At 66.4% G+C, this 17362-nt stretch carries 17 protein-coding genes and 1 CRISPR repeat array; of the genes, 8 read left to right on the top strand and 9 right to left on the bottom strand.

The window, feature by feature from the left end; translation table 11 throughout:
• Nucleotides 1-122 precede the first annotated feature (122 nt).
• The gene (locus NQO67_RS35700) at nucleotides 123-497 is read right to left on the bottom strand and encodes a hypothetical protein (protein ID WP_255954602.1); all 375 of its coding nucleotides are present in this window, start codon (nucleotides 495-497) and stop codon (nucleotides 123-125) included.
• Between the two features lie 530 nt (nucleotides 498-1027).
• Here NQO67_RS35700 and NQO67_RS35695 point away from each other — a divergent pair.
• From NQO67_RS35695 to NQO67_RS35685, 3 genes are all read left to right on the top strand, one after another.
• Nucleotides 1028-1816, top strand: coding sequence for a GntR family transcriptional regulator (locus NQO67_RS35695; protein ID WP_255954601.1), 789 nt, complete (start codon nucleotides 1028-1030; stop codon nucleotides 1814-1816).
• 5 nt (nucleotides 1817-1821) lie between these two features.
• Nucleotides 1822-2577, top strand: coding sequence for a glycosyltransferase family 2 protein (locus NQO67_RS35690; RefSeq protein ID WP_255954600.1), 756 nt, complete (start codon nucleotides 1822-1824; stop codon nucleotides 2575-2577).
• Nucleotides 2578-3194: 617 nt separating this feature from the next.
• On the top strand, nucleotides 3195-4205 hold the full coding sequence (locus NQO67_RS35685) for a DUF3800 domain-containing protein (protein WP_255954599.1): 1011 nt from the start codon (nucleotides 3195-3197) through the stop codon (nucleotides 4203-4205).
• 43 nt (nucleotides 4206-4248) lie between these two features.
• Here NQO67_RS35685 and NQO67_RS35680 read toward each other — a convergent pair whose 3' ends face one another.
• Nucleotides 4249-4608, bottom strand: coding sequence for a hypothetical protein (locus tag NQO67_RS35680; protein ID WP_255954598.1), 360 nt, complete (start codon nucleotides 4606-4608; stop codon nucleotides 4249-4251).
• Between the two features lie 260 nt (nucleotides 4609-4868).
• The gene (locus NQO67_RS35675; RefSeq protein WP_255954597.1) at nucleotides 4869-5624 is read right to left on the bottom strand and encodes a GntR family transcriptional regulator; all 756 of its coding nucleotides are present in this window, start codon (nucleotides 5622-5624) and stop codon (nucleotides 4869-4871) included.
• 169 nt (nucleotides 5625-5793) lie between these two features.
• On the opposite strand from NQO67_RS35675, the gene NQO67_RS35670 reads away from it, so the two are divergent.
• The 4 genes from NQO67_RS35670 to NQO67_RS35655 all read left to right on the top strand — a co-directional run bounded on the left by NQO67_RS35670 (nucleotide 5794) and on the right by NQO67_RS35655 (nucleotide 7747).
• Nucleotides 5794-5997 (top strand): hypothetical protein, encoded by a 204-nt coding sequence (locus NQO67_RS35670; protein ID WP_255954596.1) that lies wholly within the window; start codon nucleotides 5794-5796, stop codon nucleotides 5995-5997.
• A gap of 154 nt (nucleotides 5998-6151) precedes the next feature.
• Complete coding sequence (locus tag NQO67_RS35665) at nucleotides 6152-6364, top strand: hypothetical protein (RefSeq protein WP_255954595.1); 213 nt, start codon at nucleotides 6152-6154, stop codon at nucleotides 6362-6364.
• A 241-nt stretch (nucleotides 6365-6605) separates the two neighbouring features.
• Nucleotides 6606-7352 (top strand): GntR family transcriptional regulator, encoded by a 747-nt coding sequence (locus NQO67_RS35660; protein WP_255954594.1) that lies wholly within the window; start codon nucleotides 6606-6608, stop codon nucleotides 7350-7352.
• A gap of 8 nt (nucleotides 7353-7360) precedes the next feature.
• On the top strand, nucleotides 7361-7747 hold the full coding sequence (locus NQO67_RS35655) for a hypothetical protein (RefSeq protein ID WP_255954593.1): 387 nt from the start codon (nucleotides 7361-7363) through the stop codon (nucleotides 7745-7747).
• A gap of 967 nt (nucleotides 7748-8714) precedes the next feature.
• A CRISPR array of direct repeats spans nucleotides 8715-10017; the repeat unit is 30 nt; unit sequence GTTGCGACCCCTCTCAGGGGCGATGAGGAC.
• Nucleotides 10018-10160: 143 nt separating this feature from the next.
• Here NQO67_RS35655 and cas2 read toward each other — a convergent pair.
• From cas2 to cas7i, 6 genes are all read right to left on the bottom strand, one after another.
• Entirely contained in the window at nucleotides 10161-10424 is a 264-nt protein-coding gene (cas2, locus tag NQO67_RS35650) for a CRISPR-associated endonuclease Cas2 (protein WP_255954592.1), read from the bottom strand.
• A gap of 6 nt (nucleotides 10425-10430) precedes the next feature.
• Entirely contained in the window at nucleotides 10431-11411 is a 981-nt protein-coding gene (gene cas1b / locus NQO67_RS35645) for a type I-B CRISPR-associated endonuclease Cas1b (protein WP_255954591.1), read from the bottom strand.
• A 1-nt stretch (nucleotide 11412) separates the two neighbouring features.
• Nucleotides 11413-11907, bottom strand: coding sequence for a CRISPR-associated protein Cas4 (locus NQO67_RS35640; protein ID WP_255954590.1), 495 nt, complete (start codon nucleotides 11905-11907; stop codon nucleotides 11413-11415).
• Nucleotides 11907-14345, bottom strand: coding sequence for a CRISPR-associated helicase Cas3' (gene cas3 / locus NQO67_RS35635; RefSeq protein WP_255954589.1), 2439 nt, complete (start codon nucleotides 14343-14345; stop codon nucleotides 11907-11909). The genes NQO67_RS35640 and cas3 overlap by 1 nt, the downstream gene beginning before the upstream one ends.
• A gap of 65 nt (nucleotides 14346-14410) precedes the next feature.
• Nucleotides 14411-15097 (bottom strand): CRISPR-associated protein Cas5, encoded by a 687-nt coding sequence (gene cas5, locus NQO67_RS35630; protein WP_255954588.1) that lies wholly within the window; start codon nucleotides 15095-15097, stop codon nucleotides 14411-14413.
• Complete coding sequence (gene cas7i / locus NQO67_RS35625; protein ID WP_255954586.1) at nucleotides 15094-16170, bottom strand: type I-B CRISPR-associated protein Cas7/Cst2/DevR; 1077 nt, start codon at nucleotides 16168-16170, stop codon at nucleotides 15094-15096. The genes cas5 and cas7i overlap by 4 nt, the downstream gene beginning before the upstream one ends.
• On the opposite strand from cas7i, the gene NQO67_RS35620 reads away from it, so the two are divergent.
• Nucleotides 16055-17341, top strand: coding sequence for a hypothetical protein (locus NQO67_RS35620; protein WP_255954687.1), 1287 nt, complete (start codon nucleotides 16055-16057; stop codon nucleotides 17339-17341). The two genes, cas7i and NQO67_RS35620, sit on opposite strands and share 116 nt — an antisense overlap.
• Nucleotides 17342-17362 lie beyond the last annotated feature (21 nt).

Here is a 17362-nt window from a genome sequence, read left to right as displayed (position 1 = left end):
GGATGGGATGGGAGAGCCGGCCCGGTGGGCGTCCTTGACCCGTCGGTCCACCGCGACCGGCTGTGGTGATGTCGTGCAGGGGCGTGCTGCGGTCGTCCCAAGGTCGTGAGGTCGTGGCGCGCTCAGACGCGGAAGCGCCGGGGCCCCGTGAGGCGGAGCGCCCACTCGTACGCGGTCGTGACCGCCGTGTAGCCACCCAGTCCGGACATGACGACCAGGGGCCAGCTGGCCCCCAACTCACTGGCACAGTCCGAGCCGACATAGGCCCCGACGAAGCCGAGGAGTATGACGCCGAGGGCAATCACGCCCTGCCGGGTCGTCACCGGCCTCGCGTACCGAGCGACCACATCGAGATCACTCGGTGGACAGAGCCGTACGGCATCACCGGGCAGGCACACCGCGACGAGGCTGCCGCCGGGGTGGTTCGCGACACCGGCGACGGTGCCTAAGGCCAGGTCGGTCCGGTCGCGGACAACATCGCCGAGGGCGAGCTGCATGGAGGGGACTCCCTTCGAGAACAGAGGCAACCGACCGAGCAGGCGAGACGAGTGGACCCGCCACGCCACGGCCGGGGGATCAGGGAGACCACCCGCCAATCAAGAAACGATCAACGAGCGGCCATCACCTCCGGCCCGCCCACCCCGCCCTCACCACCACACATGGCGATACATGGCGCTGACCAGGGCGGACGGACCGAAGATCAAAATCACTCGTTCGTCCAGGCACTCTGTGGAGTTCTCAAGCAACGAGCACTGCCGCCGTACGCACCCCGCAGATGTCCGCAGGGCTCTCCAACGGGCGCAGCAACTCATCAGGAGCTAAGGTCTTGCACTCCTCAACTCTTCTTTAGGAGTTGCTTTGACTATGACGTACGTCTCGCCAGTCGTCAAGACCTCTTTAGGAGTCGTAAGCTAGGGTCCGACTTGCTAAGCCAACCGAGCCGCTTGCTCCCTGGCTTGCTAAAGCAAGTGAGCAAGCCAGGGAGGCGCTCACCTCGCCGGAGGTCACGAAGGGACGGTGGACCCGCATGGCAGTGGCGTACGAACGGATCGCGGACCAGATCCGCGCATCCATCCGCGCAGGTCAGCTGCGACCAGGTGACCGCCTGCCCGCGGAGACGAAGCTCGCCGAGCAGTACAAGCGGAGCGTGCCGACCATCCGGGACGCGCTACGGCTTCTGCGGGACGAAGGACTCATCGAGAAGCAACACGGCCGCGGCAACTTCGTCCGCCGCGCGCGCACACCGGCGATCCGCACGAACCTGCGCCATCAGTGGGAGAAGAACCGCGCCCGCCAGTCCGAGGAAGAGCGCCGCAAGACCGGTTCCACGGAACACGACACCGGCCTAGAACTCGATGACCTGGTCTTTCACGCCTCGTACCGCGAGATCAAGGCAAACGAGGAGTTGGCCGACGTCTTCGGCGTCCCCGAGGGCACAGCCATCATCGAACGCTCCTACCGCACCCGCTATGCCGCCGAGAGCGCCCCGTTCACCCTGGTCACCTCACACCTCGTCCGCGACATGGTGGCCGACAACCCCGCCCTCCTGGACGCGGCGAACGAACCCTGGCCCGGCGGCACCCAGAACCAGCTCCACACGGTCGGCATCGAGTTCGACCGCATAGAAGAACACGTCACCGCCCGCCCCCCGACGCCGGAAGAGGCCGAGGAATTGGACCTACCCCCCGGGACCGCGGTCCTGTTCCTCCGCAAGAAGTCGTATGACACCAACGACCGCGTCGTGGAGTACTCCCACGTGACGCTCCCCGGAGACCGCACAGAAATGGTCTTCGTGACTCCCCTGGAACGGTGGTGACCGCCATGGGCATCATCACCGTCGTCACGGCCGTCCACCCGCCGTCCGCTCCGTACCTGCCCGAGGCGTACAAGTCCCTCCAGGCCCAGGAACTCCCGGACGGCTGGGACTGGCAGTGGCTCATTCAGGAAGACGGCAAGAGCGACGAGGTCGCCCCCTACATACCCGACAACGAACGGGTGACGTTCCGGCAGGGCCGTCCGGGTGGCCCCGGCGTTGCGCGCACGATGGCCCTTGCTCACGCGGAGGGCGAGTACGTCAAGATTCTGGACGCCGACGACCAATTCACCCCAGGCGTACTCGCCCGCGACCTGGCGGCGCTTGAGGCCGACGAGACGATCGGCTGGGCAACCTCCCGCGTCTTGGACCTGATGCCCGACGGCTCCACGGTGGGCTTCCCGGGTGACCCCGCCGAAGGGCCGATCCGACGTGGCGCAGTCCTGGACTACTGGAAGGCCAACGACTACCGCGCTCAGGTCCACCCCGCCACGCTCTTCATGCGCCGAGACCTTCTCATGGCCCTCGGCGGCTGGATGGCCCTGCCGGCCTCGGAGGACACGGGCCTCCTCCTAGCACTGAACGCGGTTACCCGCGGCTGGTTTTCCTCGGAGGTCGGTCTCTTGTACCGCAAGTGGCCAGGGCAGGCGACGGGGCAGAGCGCGCACACGGACGCGGGCGAACGTGATGCACGCATGGCTGTGGTGGAGGCCCGTGCTCGCGGACTGGCGTACTTGCGGTGGGAGTACCCCTTCGGCCACTAGTCGCGCAACTGCCGCATTGGTATAGCGCCACTTCCCGTAGCGAGGTGCCGGAGCAAAAGTGTGCCACCGGTAACGGGAGGAGAGGCTGTTACGCAACTCGTGGACCCTCTGGATAGTGGCCTTACGAGGAGGCGGCCACCGGTGTGTTGCGTGGTTGCGTGGCGGTCACCATGACTCACAGCACGCAACTGATGTTGCCTACATTGCTCCTGGAGGCAGCAACCTGGGCCATCGTCAATCCCCGAGCCGTTGATACCTGACTGGGGAGACCATCCGAGAGCGCTGGGTACCGGCGACAATAGGAAAGCCCCCAGTAGAGCGGCCTCTGAGTCGGACATGCCCGGCCTCATGTAATTCCGTCGCATAGCGGCACCGAAGGTCGATACCCTTACTCTCTCGTCTCCCAGCGGAGTCACTGTCCAGGGGATCTCTTCGTGCTGCAGACCCCAGCGGCCTGTTTCCGGGCACTGATACCGACTGCCACTCCAAGGGTCGCCAGAAATCGCACAGTTTAGCCCTGCACGCCAGGCATGTGCGGGAGATCTGCCGTTCCTTCGTTCTTGTCCGAAACTCGAAACCGGTGGCTGTCTCACCCGTCTGTCCGGCATGCTCCGGAAATGAACACTCCCTCTGACTCGCTCCCTGTTGTCTACGCGGACGAGTCCTCGAACTCAGGACAGAACCTGCTAGACCCGGACCAGCCGGTATTCACGGTGGCCGGGGTCCATCTGGCCGACGAGTTGGCCGCGTCCATCGTGGACGAGGTCCGGGCCCAGCTTCCCCCCACCCAGGGAGAGCCTAAGTACGGCTCCCTGGCTCGGTCCTCCCGAGGGCGGAAAGCGTTGCTGCGGGCCTTCGAGCAACTACCTGAGGGGAGCACCCGCAGCTATCTGATGCACAAGCGGTTCATGGTGACGACGAAACTGGTCGACGTTCTGGTTGAGCCGCTGGCGTATGCGGACGGCTTCAACCTGTACGAGGACAAGCAGGCGCTGGCTCTGGCCGAACTGCTGCACATGTGCGGGCCGGTCTTCGGGGACGCTGCAGCCTACCGTCAACTACTTCAAGCCTTCGTGAACTGGGTGCGGCAGCGGGTCTCAACTGACGAATTGTTCGCAGCCGTGACCGCATACAAGGCGTCGGTGTCGGTGGACTACGGCGACTTCGCCGAGTGGATTGGTCTGCTGGAGTACTGCCGGGGCGTGGCCGATGAGACCGCCGCCGACCTCGCGGCCGGCGAACAGCGGGACATACTCGACCCGGCAGTGCCCTCGCTGTACTGCTTGTGCACCAGCTTTGGCGAATCCCTTGGCCAATTCCGTCTCGTTCACGACGCGTCCAAGGTGATCGACCGCAACGCGGTGCTGTTGCGTATGGCGCACCTGTTTCCGGATCTTGCCCACCCAGGGCAATTTAACGATCCGTTTCCGGCTACTCGGATCGACTTCGCAGACAGCAAAGCCCATCCACAGCTCCAGCTGGCGGACTGGGCGGCGGGCGCGGTACGGCAGTGGGCTGCCTACTTGGCCGTGGGCGGCGGCGACCAGTTCTCGGAGAAACTGGCGGACGTGGTCTGGCCCTGGGTGATCGACGCTGTCTGGCCGTCCGGCCCCCCGGGCATTGAGTAGTCCCTGTCCGGGCCGGAGTGACGGCCCGAGTCCGGGGCGGCGCTCAGGCTGCGGCTACGCCGGAGTCCCCGTCCTCATCGTTGTCATCTGCAGAGCCGCCCCGGTCGTAGCCCGCAACGGGAATAACCCGCCCATCAGCAAGGGTCCTCGTGTGCCCTACTACCGGGTGCTTGACGGGGGCTTTCCGTCGTTCGTTCACAGCCGCAGGGTCGGCGATTGGCCCGGTGTCCTCGGTGGCGTTCTGTTCCATGGCCTGCCTAGTGACCACGGTAACGACGGTCAGGGCCACGCCGCCCAAGACGGTGCTGGCGGCGAGGATCTTCCCCTTGTGCCTCCCGCACAGGTTCTTCGCTTTCTCAACGAAGGAGGAGGGCTCGCCATCCTCGGGTGTGGAGTTATTCATGCACACACATCTACCGGACCCATCCCTCACCTGTCAGGCAATCACCCGACATCGCCCGATTAAGTTCAGTAGCTACAGAGAGTGAGGTTCACCTCTGTCTAGTTGGAGGACTGGCGACAGTTGAATATGCGAGCCCACCACTATCAGACCCCGTATCGCAGCGGGCTCTCGTTCTGCTGAGAGGTGTCCTTGCTGAGCGACCGCATCGTCGCCGATCGAACCTTCATCTTGGGCTGTAATGGGACAACACTCGTTAATGCTTACGGCTGAATCGGTACCTCATAAACGATCTCGCACAAGGCCGCTGGCACCACGATGTCCGCGGTCTCCACTGGCTGCCCCTCATCGCTGAGGTACGTCCGCTGAATCCGCGTCACCAACGCTCCTCGCTGAACGCCCAGGAGGTGAGCCTCCTCCGCGGTTGCTTGCCCAGGTTCAGGTCGCTCCACAGCCCGACTGACCGTGATCCCGATTTCCGCCATCCGATCGACGACACCCTTCCCGGCGTGCGGTCCACCCTCCGGCAACACGACGATCGTCCCGGCCGTCAGCTCGTAGGGCTCCCAACTCGTCGACAGCTGAACCGGCCTGCCGTCCGCCAGAAACTCGTACGCCGTGCGCACGCACAAGTCACCCTCGGCGATGCCGAGCCGTGCCGCGATGTCTTCGGGCGCCGGCACCTTCGCATCCGTCCGGCTCTCCCACGTACCCCGCTTCCGTAGTGCCGCCATGTCGGCCACGAAAGGCGAGCCGCCCACCTGCTCGCGGCACGTAGAGCGCACGATGCGTACGCGCTCCCGCGGCTCGGCGACATAGGTGCCCGAGCCGGCGCGCCCTTCCAACACCCCCTGCGAGATCAGTAGCTCCTGTGCACGGCGGATGACGTTCTCTCCCACCCCACACTCCTGTGCGAGTTGGAGCCGGGACGGTAGCCGGTCGCCTGGAGTCCACTCCTGGTCAGCGATGCGCTGCCGAAGCACATCGGCGACGCGGAGGTAAGGAGGCTGCGAACGCATATGGAAAATCTAGTCCACTAGCTCTAATCTAGTTAACTAGCTATACGGACAGTAATTCCTCGGCGACGGAGGCCAGCCTGTGCCCTCACCAGAAGCTCGCGCAGAGCATCTGCGTAAGCAGCTCTTGGCCGCCGGGTTCGCCCCGCAAGTCCTGGATCACGGCGACCACATGTCCGTCGAGACGCAAGTCCCCGACGGCCAGTCCGAGGAGTCCTGGCAGGGGTTACTGCGGCTGCTGGAGGAAGCCGACTGGTTCGGCCTGGTCGACAGCAGCGAACGCGGCCGCACTGCATGGGCCGCCATCAGCAAAGAAGCCCCCGAGACGGCAAGCGGCGCCGTACGGGGGCAAGGCCAACCAGCTACAGGGAGCTGATCAGCATGTTCGAGAGTAGTTGCTGTGCAACTGCAAGAGCCAGGCAGTGCTACAACCTCCCCCAATCACGGCCGTGTGAGGGCATCTGCCCTGGCGCGCACCGCCCTCACTCCGACCTTCACCCGCGCGGTACCGCCTGGCTGGAGGCTCAGTGATGCCCTCACCTCAGCTTCCGGGCACCGCCCGCGGAGGCCAGCTGGAGCCCTACCGCTCGGTCGAGTGCCGCATCGGCACGCACATGTGCGGTGAAGGCGAACCGCGGCAGTTCGCCGCCGATCTCCCGCTGATCTACGAGATCTGCCAGTGCACCTGCCACACCCCCGCCACCAGCGACAACACGACCCATACCAGCAGGGGGACAGTCTGATGCTGCGTACTCACGCTCCACGCATCGAAGCTGTGGACATCACACCTAGCACGGTCCGTCTGCGCGACGTCATAGATATAGGCGGTCGGCAGTGTGAGGTGGTCGACCTGCGTGAACGTTTGGACGGCTCGAAGGTCCTGATTCTCCACACGGGCGAGCTGTTGACCATGCACCCAGGTTCCCGGTTCGCAGCGATCCGCACCACGGTGGTCGTCCCCGTCCGCACCATCCCAGGTCGGTGATGGCCGACGTGAAGCACCGACACGAGGAAATCGCCGAAGCACTACGCGCGGACATCGCGGCCGGCACCTACCCCGCGGGAAAGGCCTTGCCTGCGGAAACTCAGCTCGCGCACCGGTTCGGGGCAAGCGTCCCGACAGTCCGGTTGGCCCTGGGCCGTCTGCAAAACGACGGGCTCATTGAGAAGGTGCCAGGCAACGGCAACTACGTTCTACGGCCTTTCGAACGCATCACCTACACCAACGACAAGTCGGTGACGGACGGGCTGACGCCGACCACCACGACACTCACCGTGGAGATCACCACCACGGAGGTCGAGGCCGATGTGCAGCTCTCCACACAGCTGCGGGTACCCGTCGGAACCCGGCTGAACAGGTATGTCTTCCTCAGCCGCCAGGGCACATCCCCGCACAGCCTGGCCCAGGTCTACGTCCCGTGCAGCGTCGCGGAACTCACCGTCCCGCCAACCGGTTGGTCACCCCTGGGGGACGACATCCGCGCCCAGCTGGTTGACCGGGGCATCCGGCCGACATCGACCGTCGTGCACATCGCCGCCCGACTCCCGGAGCCCTCTGAGGAGAGGCAGCTCCGGATCGGCTCCGGCACAGCCGTCCTGGCGATCCGGCGCAGATCGATGGACGCCGACGGCCGGGTCATTGAGGCAGCGGTCCTGGTCCTACCAGGCCACCGGTCCGAAGCGGTGTTCAGCACCCACATGCCGGTCGACGAAGCGGAGGCGAAGAAGTGACGGCTGACATGGACGACGACATCGCGAGGCTGACACTCGCGGGATACAGCTCCGTTTCCCTGCGCCTTCTGCCCTGGACCAGCGAGGCCGGTACGCCCTGCTACCTCAGTACTGACGACAACACTGGGTACCTCTCCCGACTTGCTGACGAGGTGGAGGATTCGCAGACCGAAGCGGCGCATGAGGTACTGGGCGCGGCCAAAGCGGTACTCGGCGACAAGCGGTCGGGATACCGGGAAATGCGTTTTGCCCTGGCGCGGGCGACCGAGTCGCTAGGCGACATACTGCTGATCGCGAAAAGCCGCGGTGAGCGGCTGCCGGCGCCGGATGTCGAGCCAACGACATCCGGTGGCGAAGAGGAGGATAACGGGACAGGGGAACACTTCAAGGCCTGAGCGCTCTCCCCACATATGCTGATACAGCCAGCTGGCCCGACTCCCGTGCCAGGGAGCCGGGCCGCGCTGCCTCGTTCTCATTCACTGTCCTGGTCGCAGCCGTCGGTATGGTACGAGCCCTCGCAGAGGCGATGAGGACACGCCGGTCTGCAAATGCCCTCCGCCCGCATCCACAAGTTGCGAGCCCTCACAGGGACGATGAGGGTGCGTGCAAGCACAGGCCCCCAGGCTCCCGCAAGTTGAGTTGCGACCCCTCGTAGGGGCGATGAGAGCCGGATCGTCACGATCATTTCGTTCTGATCGTGATGTTGCGACCCCTCGTAGGGCGATGAGGGCGTCACCGGCTCCGCCGAGGACGTGGCCCGCTACGCGTTGCGACCCCTCGCAGGAGCGATGAGGACAAGCGGGGCGCGGTCCACAACGTCGGTACGTCGGCGAGGTGCGACCCCTCACAGGGGCGATGAGGACACTTCGCGCAACGGCACCGCAGCGGCCGGGCCTCGGCGTTGCGACCCCTCGCAGGGGTGATAAGGACGGGTGACGGTGTTCCGGTCGTCCACGGTGCCGGCGGGTTGCGACCTCTACCAGGGGCGAGGAGGAAGCGGAGGCCAGCTGATGGACACCAAGCACTGTGCCATGTTGCGACCCCTCGCAGGGGTGATGAGGACCAGCTGCACAGCGGCCACTGGACACGCGTGCCCTGACGTTGCGACCCCTCGCAGGGGCGATGAGGACGCCGTGGCCAGCAGCGCCAGGTGCTGCTGATTACCCGGTTGCGACCCCTCCCAGGGGCGATGAGGACGGCCCGCTTCCTGCCGGACGTGGCGCTGATCGTCCCATTGCGACCCCTCCCAGGGGCGATGAGCTGCCGCCCGGATGTGCAAGGTCCCGCTGGTGCTGCAGTTGCGACCCCTTCCCAGGGGCGATGAGGACCAGGAGCAGCGGGGCCTGCCAGAGCGCACCTACGAGTTGCGACCCCTCCCAGGGGCGATGAGGACCGTCACCGGCGGGGCGCAGGGCTCGCAGCAGATCAAGTTGCGACCCCTCCCAGGGGCGATGAGGACCGGCGAGGACCGTGCGATATAGGCTCATGCGCTGCGTTGCGACCCCTCCCAGGGGCGATGAGGACGAGTGCCGACTCCCGCTGCATGGACCGAGGCGATAGACGTTGCGACCCCTCCCAGGGGCGATGAGGACGTGGGCTCAGGACCAGGGCATGAAGACCTGGGCCTACATGTTGCGACCCCTCCCAGGGGCGATGAGGACCGACGACGGCGGCGCACGGCCGGATCGCACCAACGGTGGTTGCGACCCCTCCCAGGGGCGATGAGGACCCTGGTCGGTGGAGCACCAGTCCGCCCGGCCGGTGGAGTTGCGACCCCTCCCAGGGGCGATGAGGACATGGTCGCCGGGGCCATCCGGGCCATGGGCACCGCGTTGCGACCCCTCTCAGGGGCGATGAGGACGCGGCCGGGTGTGCTGGAGCGGATCGCGGACTGGATGTTGCGACCCCTCTCAGGGGCGATGAGGACGCCAGCGCCCAAGTCGTCAGCTGGGGTGTGACGATCAAGTTGCGACCCCTCTCAGGGGCGATGAGGACCGGCCCGACCAAGCTCGGGATCGGCGAACCGGTGCACGGGTTGCGACCCCTCTCAGGGGCGATGAGGACTCCGGCACCCTGCACGGCGCCGAGGTGAAGATCTTCATGTTGCGACCCCTCTCAGGGGCGATGAGGACCCCAGGGTGTCAGCGGGCCGGGTCAGCTCGGGGATATGTTGCGACCCCTCTCAGGGGCGATGAGGACCACGGGCCCGTCGGCGTGCCCATCCTGACCCCCTTAGTTGCGACCCCTCTCAGGGGCGATGAGGACAGGGTGGTCTCGTCCAGTTCGGCGGGAGCGATGCGGTGTTGCGACCCCTCTCAGGGGCGATGAGGACTCGTCGAGCCCGAGACCCTGCCCGCCGCCGTCGCAATGTTGCGACCCCTCTCAGGGGCGATGAGGACGCAACGCCGCCATGGCCTTCATGTCCAGCCCACCCACGTTGCGACCCCTCTCAGGGGCGATGAGGACTCGCTCTGGAGGCACAGCTCTCCCCGATCACCTCGGAGTTGCGACCCCTCTCAGGGGCGATGAGGACACTTCGACCCGGCCGCGGGGCTCTTCGGCACCCCGCGTTGCGACCCCTCTCAGGGGCGATGAGGACACCCACCGGACCCACCGGACCCACCCTTTCCCTCTTGTTGCGACCCCTCTCAGGGGCGATGAGGACCCCACGGTAAAGCCACAGGTCACCCGCGATCCATCAAGACCGCATCCGGGCCTCTTTGCAGCAGACCTCCGGTAATGCAGCCGATCCCGGTGTGGCGCTGAAAAGTCGCGTGCCGGAGGCATCAGCAAGGTCCCTGGCCCGAGTCAAAGAATGTCGCTGGGTGCCGGCTCCACCGCACCCCACTCAAGGCGCTGTGGAACCGCGCCAGGGGGAAAGGTGTAGACGAGCACGTTGTCGTAGGACAGGTCGAGAGCGTCTTCCACGTCGGCCTGGAAGCGACGTAGTTGCGCCTCGCTGAGTTGGCCTTCGAAGACGCTGCGTTGCACGTGGTGGAGGTACTTGCGGCAGGTTCGCAGGATTCTGGAGTTGCGTTCGGCGAGCGTGTCATAAACGACGACCACGTACATGTCGCCTCACCACCAGATCCGGAACGGCTTGTACGGCGAGCCTTCTAGGCAATGGCGGGTCAGGGCTAACGCGTCCAGGTAGAGCAGTTCGTCGTATGAGACGTTGCGTCCGAGGGTGCGGTGGCCGACCGTGACAGCGAGTTCGTCACGGACCGTCTGGACGACGAGCTTTCGGCCGGGCTCGCTGAGCATGGCCTGGTTGGTGTCGCTGTCGAAGTGGTGGGACTTGAGCTGGTTGCGTTTCGCCATGCGCAGGAGGAGACGCTCGGCGAAGAGCGGCTTGAACATCTCGGACAGGTCGAGCACCAGCGAGTGCCGCTGTCGTTCCATGCTGCTGTGCAGGAAGGCGATGCCGCTGTGCAGCGGTGTCAGACGCAGGGCGGTGAGCAGCCGTGCGTAGGTGATGCCGTTGACGTAGCTGATGAACGCGTTGCCGGCGTTTTTCGGCGGGCGGCGACTGCGGCCGCCGAGTTGAAGCCACTCGGGAAGCTTGGTGTCCAGCACTTCCCAGGCGGACCGGCGGAAGGTGCCCTCTGCGCCCATCAACTGTTCCGGAGTACCGGCCAGCGTGATGGACTCCTGGAGCACCTTGTACGGGCGGGTCAGCAACGTGCGGTCGACGACACGGCGGACGTTGAAGGCGCAGGACTCGACGATGCTGCGGGCGACCTGGAGGCTTCGCTCCGGGTTCTCCGCGAGTCGGGCTTGGGCGAGGACGGTCTCTCCTGACGTGCTCGTCTCCGAGGTGAGGAGTGAACCGGTGTAGTCGCCGTAGTAGCTGAGCAGGTGGACGTTGACGCGGTGGCGGTTGAGGAGGGAGACCACCGCGGTGTTGATGTCGACTTCAGCGCAGGCCACGATGTCGCGGACGTCCGTGATCGGGATGTGGACGTTGCCGGCGTCCTCGCGCTCGATGAGCAGGGACTGGTCCTTGCGGCGGATCCGACATGGTGTGGTCAGCCAGTACGTACGGGCGGCGGCGGGCATTTCACTCCGTCCAGCAGTAGTCGGTGAAGCTGCAACCGCGGCATGCGGAACGTGTGAGCCGCTCTGGGGAAGTGGGCGCGGCGGCCACCGCCAGGACTTCGACGATGTCCGCTTCGGCCTGGGCCTTCGCTTCGGGGGTGTAAGGAAAGCGCTGGGTGCGCCTGGTCTTCGGGTAGTGCAGGACGGCGCCCTGGGCTTCGATGCCCAAACCGCGTAGTCGGTGGCAGTAGTGGCGACCTTGTGCCTGGTCGGCGGGGCTGGCGCGTGACGAGGACTTGACCTCGTGCACCCAGTGGCCACCGTCGACGAAGTCGAGTCGTGCGGCGCCGAGGTCGACCGGTGAGTGGCGGGTGTAGGAGGTGTCGTGTACGGCTTCGCCGAGCTGTACCGCGGTGCTCAGGTGTTCGGGGCGAATCCCGCGGACGTAGAGCCACAGCTGGCGGCGGCAGTGGTAGAGGTACTTGATGTGTACGCCGCCTACGTCCGCCGCCTCCATCACAGGACCTCTCCGGGCTGGTAGGTCTGCTGGGGGCGTCCGCGCACGGAGAGCAGTCCGCGGTCCGGGGTGTAGTCGCCGTCGATGATGCGGACCTGGAGGGTTTTCTCGTAGCGGGTGAGTGGGCCGGCCCAGTGCGGCATGGGGATGAGGAATTCGTCCGCCAGGAGTCGGCCGGCGGCCTGGTTACCGGTGCCGGCCTCCTGGAGTGCCGCGACGTAGCCGTCTCGATCTTCCTCCAGGATCGCCTCCGTGCCCTCGAAGAGTTCGTCGAACGTCTCGGAGAGGCCAGATCGGTCGTCGAAGGGGTAGGCGAACCGGAGAAAGGCGCTGTCGAACTCGTCGCGTCGTTCCATGACCTCCCGGCGCCATTCGACACCCCAGTCCGTGGCATACACCTCGTTGAGCCACTCGGTTGCGTCGGATTCGTCGACGGCTTCGCCGGCGTGGCGGGTGAGGATGTCCCAGGTGCTCTCCACTGGCTCGCGCCGGTAGATCCCGTCGGCGTACTCGTGGCTCCGGTCGCCTCGGCGCGTGTTCCAGATGGGACGGTGGACGATCACGTCGGCCGGCCGCCGGGCGCCGATGCGGTTGACCCGGCCGAACCGCTGGAGCAGTGCCTCAAGTGGCGCCGCGCCCGTGAACAGCACGTCGAAGTCGACGTCGAGACTTACTTCCACAACCTGCGTGGCGACCAGCAGCCCGGGTCGCCGCGTGTGCTGGCGATCCGGTGCAACGGTGCCGAACCGCTCGCTGATCTTCTTCTCGATGCTTGAGCGGTCCTTCCGGCGGAAACGTGAGTGCAGCAGGAGCGCTGCCTCCTCGCCGTGGCGTTCCCGGACGGCCGGGGCCAGGTCGGCGTACAGCTCCAGGGCATGGGCAACGTTGTTGGCGATGACCAGGACGGATTCGTCGTTGGACAGGCGCTTTCTGATCTCCTCGCGTGCGGCCTCGTCGGTGAGGTGGTGAGGGCGCGTGTGGAGCAGGTGGCGGATCGGCAGGCCCAGGTCGGTGGCCTCTAGGAGGGCGGTCGGCGCGGTGAGGGTTTCCTTGAAGACGTCGGCCATAACGGTGGGAAGGGTCGCGGACAGCACGGCGACGCGCCCGCCGAGGCGTTCCCATAGGCGTGCGCTGGCCAGGAGGTAGCCGAGGCGACGAGCGTCATACGCATGCAGCTCGTCGAGGATGAACACGGAGTTCGCGGCGTCGACGAGGATGCCGGAGTGGGCGGGGCCTGCAAGAGCGGCCCGCAACAGTTGGTACGGGGTGCCGACACGGACGCTCTCATGGAACAGCTTGGTGGCGGCGGCACGGGACAGCGCCTTGGCGGCGGCATCGACGCGGCAGGGGCCACCGGTCTCGTCCTCTTCGTCCCCGTCCTCCGGGCTGATGGACACGGCGAGGTGGTACGAGGCGGCTCGGGAGTGCGCGACCCCGACGGCCGTGGGGTCGCCCAGCACGTCAGCCAGCCGCGTGGCCATGGCGTTGATGGACGACAGGTACGGCAGGGTGAAGAAGACCCGTGGCACTCCACAGCCAGAGGACATAAGGGCGGTGGCCTGGCGGGCCGCCCAGAGCAGCGCCGCCTCGGTCTTGCCGCTTCCGGTCGGGGCCCGTAGCAGTAGGTGACCGGTGATGTCGGCGGCCTGGAGCTGATGCTTGCGCAGCGTCCTGCCGCGGTTGGCGAACTGCTGCTCCAGCCGACTGCGAAAGCCGTCATCAAGAGGCTGTGCTGTGGACAGAGAGCGGTGAGCCGAAGACAGGTGATCCGCGAGGGTCACGGCGCCTTGAAGGAGGACGGCTGCCAGACCCTCGTCACGGTCGACCGGGTCTGCCCAGCGGTCCAGGACGTCTCCCAGCAACCGGTGAGCATGCCCTGCCAGCCGGTCGATGGTCGCCTCCTTGCTGTCACCAGCGTTGGCGTCCACCGGCAGGGCCGCACGGGCGGCCGCCTCGTGAAGCCACGCTTGCAAGGCAGGGAGGGCCAGTGGCTCGCTTGGGGCGAATCGGGCGGCCATCTCAGCCGCTGTGGCCACTCCGTAGAGCGCCTCCACATCACGGCCGTTCTCTCCGGTGAGTGCGCGATGGTGGGTGACGACCGCGCTGGCGACCCAGGAGAGCAGGTCCGGGTCCTCAACGAGGAAGGGCAGGAAGCCGAGCGAGGCGACCTCGTGGCGCTCGCCCCAGCGGCGGGCCCGGCCGCTGATCATGGTTTGGAAGCCTCCGGCCACCTTGCCTGCGTCGTGCGTCAGGTCGGCCAGCTCCACGGTCGGCCAGAAGCTGCCGGCGAAGACCGCCTCTGCCACGTCTATACGGCCCACACGCCGTCGAAGCAGGTTTGCCGCGGCGTAGGCGGCCGAGAGGTGGGCGGTGAGTAACTCGGGAGGCCGGTGCCGTTGAGCACTCTTGGCCCAGACGGCGGACAGCGGGTCTGTCATGGTGCAGAAATCCGTTCTCACCCGGCCGCACCGGGCTACGGTACGGCCGGATCGGGTGGTACGGGTCAGGAACGCAGCCCGGTGTCGGGGTGCGTGCAGGGGAGAAGAGCGACGGCTTGGCCGTCGTCCGTGGACAGGCTGTCGGTGACGGGACGTTCCGCACGGCCGGAGGAATCGAACCGGTAGGCGTCCCACTGGGTGCGTCCCCGGCCATGCGCGACCGCCGTGGGCAGTCGCAGCAACGTGCCCGGGGCACCGCGCTCGTCTGGGACAACCGCGTGACGCTGAGACCCGGGCGCCGCGCGCAATGAGACCTGGTGCATCTCCAGGCCGACCAAGTCCTGGCTTCGTCCCAGTCGTAGTGGCCACACCGGACGGCGGAGTCTGCGACGCCACAGCTCCGGCTCGTCAACGAGCCATATCGTCAGCCTGGCGTCGGTGAGGAACTCGCGGTTGCGCGGGGTGGGCGAGGTCCGTTTTCCGCTGCCGTCGAGCGGGTGGTACGTCTCGTAGTCCATCCCTTTGCCGCCGGCCCTGAAGGCCATGGCGAACCGCAGGCCCGGGTCCACCTGCGCCCAGCCTCCGGCCGCGGCGGCCAGCGCGCCTCCGACGGTGGCGGGCGGCGGGCACGGGAGGCTGACCTGGACACCGGCATACAACGGGTTGCGGAAGGACACGACCGGTGCGGTGAACGTGACCTCCAGTGCCGTCCGTCCCGCGGCCGAGGGCGCTTCCGCCTCCTCCGCGGTCATGCCGCCGAGTCCTCGAACCACGTGTCGTGCTCACCCCGCTCGAACTCGCCGGCAAGCCGCTTCAACAGCACACGCGGATGATCCAGGACCAGACGGTTCTCGTCGATCAAGTCCTTGAGTTCCCGACGGATCTGTTCACGCTGGTCGCCTAGGAAGCCGGGTGCCCAGCCAAGCAGGACCGGGCCGTCTTCCAGCTCGTCACTCCAGGCGGCCAGCTCCTCACGCAGCACGTCCGGCAGGAAGACGGTCTTCCCGTCCCGTCCGCCCACGACGCGGGTGAGCGGATTGACTCCGCCCTTCAGCGGAGCGAGAAGGACGAGCGACGGGGTCCGGTCGCCATAGTGCTGGGCCTTCTTGGCGCCACCTCGCACGGCAGCCAAAGTCCTCAGCAGTGTGGCGATCCGGCGGCGGCGCTCCCCGACCGGGAGGCGCACGGCGGCGGTGCCGCGCAGCGTGGTCTCCTCCGCGCCCGACGTCTTGGCTTCCTCGGCCACGTCCTGGCTGATGGCTACCCGCAGCCCGTTGCCATCCGTCTCGAAGACGCCGACGCGCGGCAGGTCCAACAGTAGATCCCCGGCCAGCGTGGCGCTGTAGAGCTCGTGAGAGTGGATGACCGGGTGCTCCCCGGCCGGGAAATCGCGGCTCATGGTGCCGAAGTCCAGGGTGGGGCGCTGGGGAACGACGGAAACCAAGGTGCCGGTCGCCAGCACCGTGTCCCGCTGGTAGCTCTCCTTCTTCACCGCGACCATGTAGCCGAACAGGTCGTCGTCCAGGTGCCGGTCGGGGCGTCCGGCGGTGTACGCCTGTTGCTTGGCTCCCTTGCCGACGAAGGGGGCCCTACGCCATGGACTACACCGACCTGTCGGAGGCCGACCTCGACAGCTGGGCGACGCTGCGGCCGACTGGAAACACGCCACGAGAGGACTGGAGACACTAGCCAGCGACGCCCACAAGGGTATGCAGGCGAAATCGGACAGGGCGCGCTGGGCCGGCGTCAATGCCACGGTCACTCGCGCTTTCGTCCAGAAGACCGCCAAGGAGTTCGGTGACCTCCACACCGAGGCCAAGAGCATCTGGAGCATCCTCGACGACGCCCACATCGAGCTGGTGGGACTGCAGCGCCAGGTCCGTAACCTCGTTGCGAACGCCCGCGAAGAGGGTTTCTCGGTCGTGGATCACAAAGACGGCACCGTGAGGGTGTCCCAGGTTATGAACACCGTGAAATTACCGACCAGTGGCGAAAAGGCCAAGGAAAGAGCGCAATGGTATGCGGACCGGATCACGGATCTGGTGGGGCATGCGACCGAGGTCGACGCGTCAGTCGTCCGTGCGCTCGCCGCAAGCCATGGAAACGATCCGTACAATGCCGGGCATAAGGCCTACACCTCGCTCGATGAGGATTTGCTGCCCCAAGCTCTCAAGCTGATCGCACTCGGCGGCGACATCACCGCCCAGCAGCGCAAGGAGCTTACTTGGCTCTGGGCGTCGCTGACTCCGGAGGGCCGCGCCCAGCTGTGGGCAACACACTGCGATGCCCTGATCCTCGCGGGCGTACTCTCCCCCACGGTCTACACCGGGACGAATGACGACGGGGCGGGCCGCTATAACGTCAGCTGGCCGAACCCGCACGACTTCCTCATCCTGGAGGAGGCCAAGGCGATGGTGGTGGGGGGTTATCTCAGGGGGTACCCCGATGCAGCACGGAATATGAGTCACTACCTCAGCGGTTCCGGTTCGCCGGTGCAGTTGGACGTCGACCGGATGCTGAACGACGACGCTGCACTCCGCCAGGTCGCAGCGGGCTCGATAGACAGCGCGCAGCAGGAGCAGTGGCGGCGGCAGGCCCTCGCCGCCTTTGCAAAGTCGGGCGGGAAACCCGTCGCCATCCCTGTTCAGACCGCTCCCAAGGGCTACACCCACTCCGACGGCAACTGGTACCTGGCCGTCGGCAGAGCCAACACCAACACCACTGGCACGGTCACCGTCACGCCCGGCCAAGACGGCAAACCCCACGTGTCCCTTGACTACCAGGTCAACGTCTGGGACCGGTACAACTGGGATCCCGGAAAACACGCTCCGGTAGGGGGCATGAATATTTCCGACGCCGACCTGGCACGGCTGCACAAGACTGGTCTGGCCCGGGAATATTCCATGCGGGGCAGCGGATCAGTGCAGCACGTCGAATTGACCGGCGGTCCTCCCGGTGGCCACCCGCACGATACGACGGGTCGCATTCCCAGATAACTTGCTTGCCGCAAGGCGTGG

It is taken from the genome of Streptomyces odontomachi (assembly GCF_024435355.1).
Taxonomy (GTDB): Bacteria; Actinomycetota; Actinomycetes; order Streptomycetales; family Streptomycetaceae; genus Streptomyces; species Streptomyces odontomachi.
This window is presented reverse-complemented; position numbering and strand designations above follow the sequence as displayed.

Excerpts from the sequence above, each read along its gene's own strand:
- NQO67_RS35655 (WP_255954593.1), top strand. The coding sequence starts at position 7,361 with ATGGACGACGACATCGCGAGGCTGACACTCGCGGGATACAGCTCCGTT.
- cas7i (WP_255954586.1), bottom strand. The coding sequence starts at position 16,170 with ATGCTCTTGGCCTCGGTGTGGAGGTCACCGAACTCCTTGGCGGTCTTC.
- NQO67_RS35685 (WP_255954599.1), top strand. The coding sequence starts at position 3,195 with ATGAACACTCCCTCTGACTCGCTCCCTGTTGTCTACGCGGACGAGTCC.
- cas3 (WP_255954589.1), bottom strand. The coding sequence starts at position 14,345 with ATGACAGACCCGCTGTCCGCCGTCTGGGCCAAGAGTGCTCAACGGCAC.
- NQO67_RS35695 (WP_255954601.1), top strand. The coding sequence starts at position 1,028 with ATGGCAGTGGCGTACGAACGGATCGCGGACCAGATCCGCGCATCCATC.
- NQO67_RS35675 (WP_255954597.1), bottom strand. The coding sequence starts at position 5,624 with ATGCGTTCGCAGCCTCCTTACCTCCGCGTCGCCGATGTGCTTCGGCAG.
- NQO67_RS35660 (WP_255954594.1), top strand. The coding sequence starts at position 6,606 with ATGGCCGACGTGAAGCACCGACACGAGGAAATCGCCGAAGCACTACGC.
- NQO67_RS35640 (WP_255954590.1), bottom strand. The coding sequence starts at position 11,907 with ATGGAGGCGGCGGACGTAGGCGGCGTACACATCAAGTACCTCTACCAC.
- NQO67_RS35670 (WP_255954596.1), top strand. The coding sequence starts at position 5,794 with ATGTCCGTCGAGACGCAAGTCCCCGACGGCCAGTCCGAGGAGTCCTGG.
- cas2 (WP_255954592.1), bottom strand. The coding sequence starts at position 10,424 with ATGTACGTGGTCGTCGTTTATGACACGCTCGCCGAACGCAACTCCAGA.
- NQO67_RS35700 (WP_255954602.1), bottom strand. The coding sequence starts at position 497 with ATGCAGCTCGCCCTCGGCGATGTTGTCCGCGACCGGACCGACCTGGCC.
- cas5 (WP_255954588.1), bottom strand. The coding sequence starts at position 15,097 with ATGACCGCGGAGGAGGCGGAAGCGCCCTCGGCCGCGGGACGGACGGCA.
- cas1b (WP_255954591.1), bottom strand. The coding sequence starts at position 11,411 with ATGCCCGCCGCCGCCCGTACGTACTGGCTGACCACACCATGTCGGATC.
- NQO67_RS35665 (WP_255954595.1), top strand. The coding sequence starts at position 6,152 with ATGCCCTCACCTCAGCTTCCGGGCACCGCCCGCGGAGGCCAGCTGGAG.
- NQO67_RS35680 (WP_255954598.1), bottom strand. The coding sequence starts at position 4,608 with ATGAATAACTCCACACCCGAGGATGGCGAGCCCTCCTCCTTCGTTGAG.
- NQO67_RS35690 (WP_255954600.1), top strand. The coding sequence starts at position 1,822 with ATGGGCATCATCACCGTCGTCACGGCCGTCCACCCGCCGTCCGCTCCG.
- NQO67_RS35620 (WP_255954687.1), top strand. The coding sequence starts at position 16,055 with ATGCAGGCGAAATCGGACAGGGCGCGCTGGGCCGGCGTCAATGCCACG.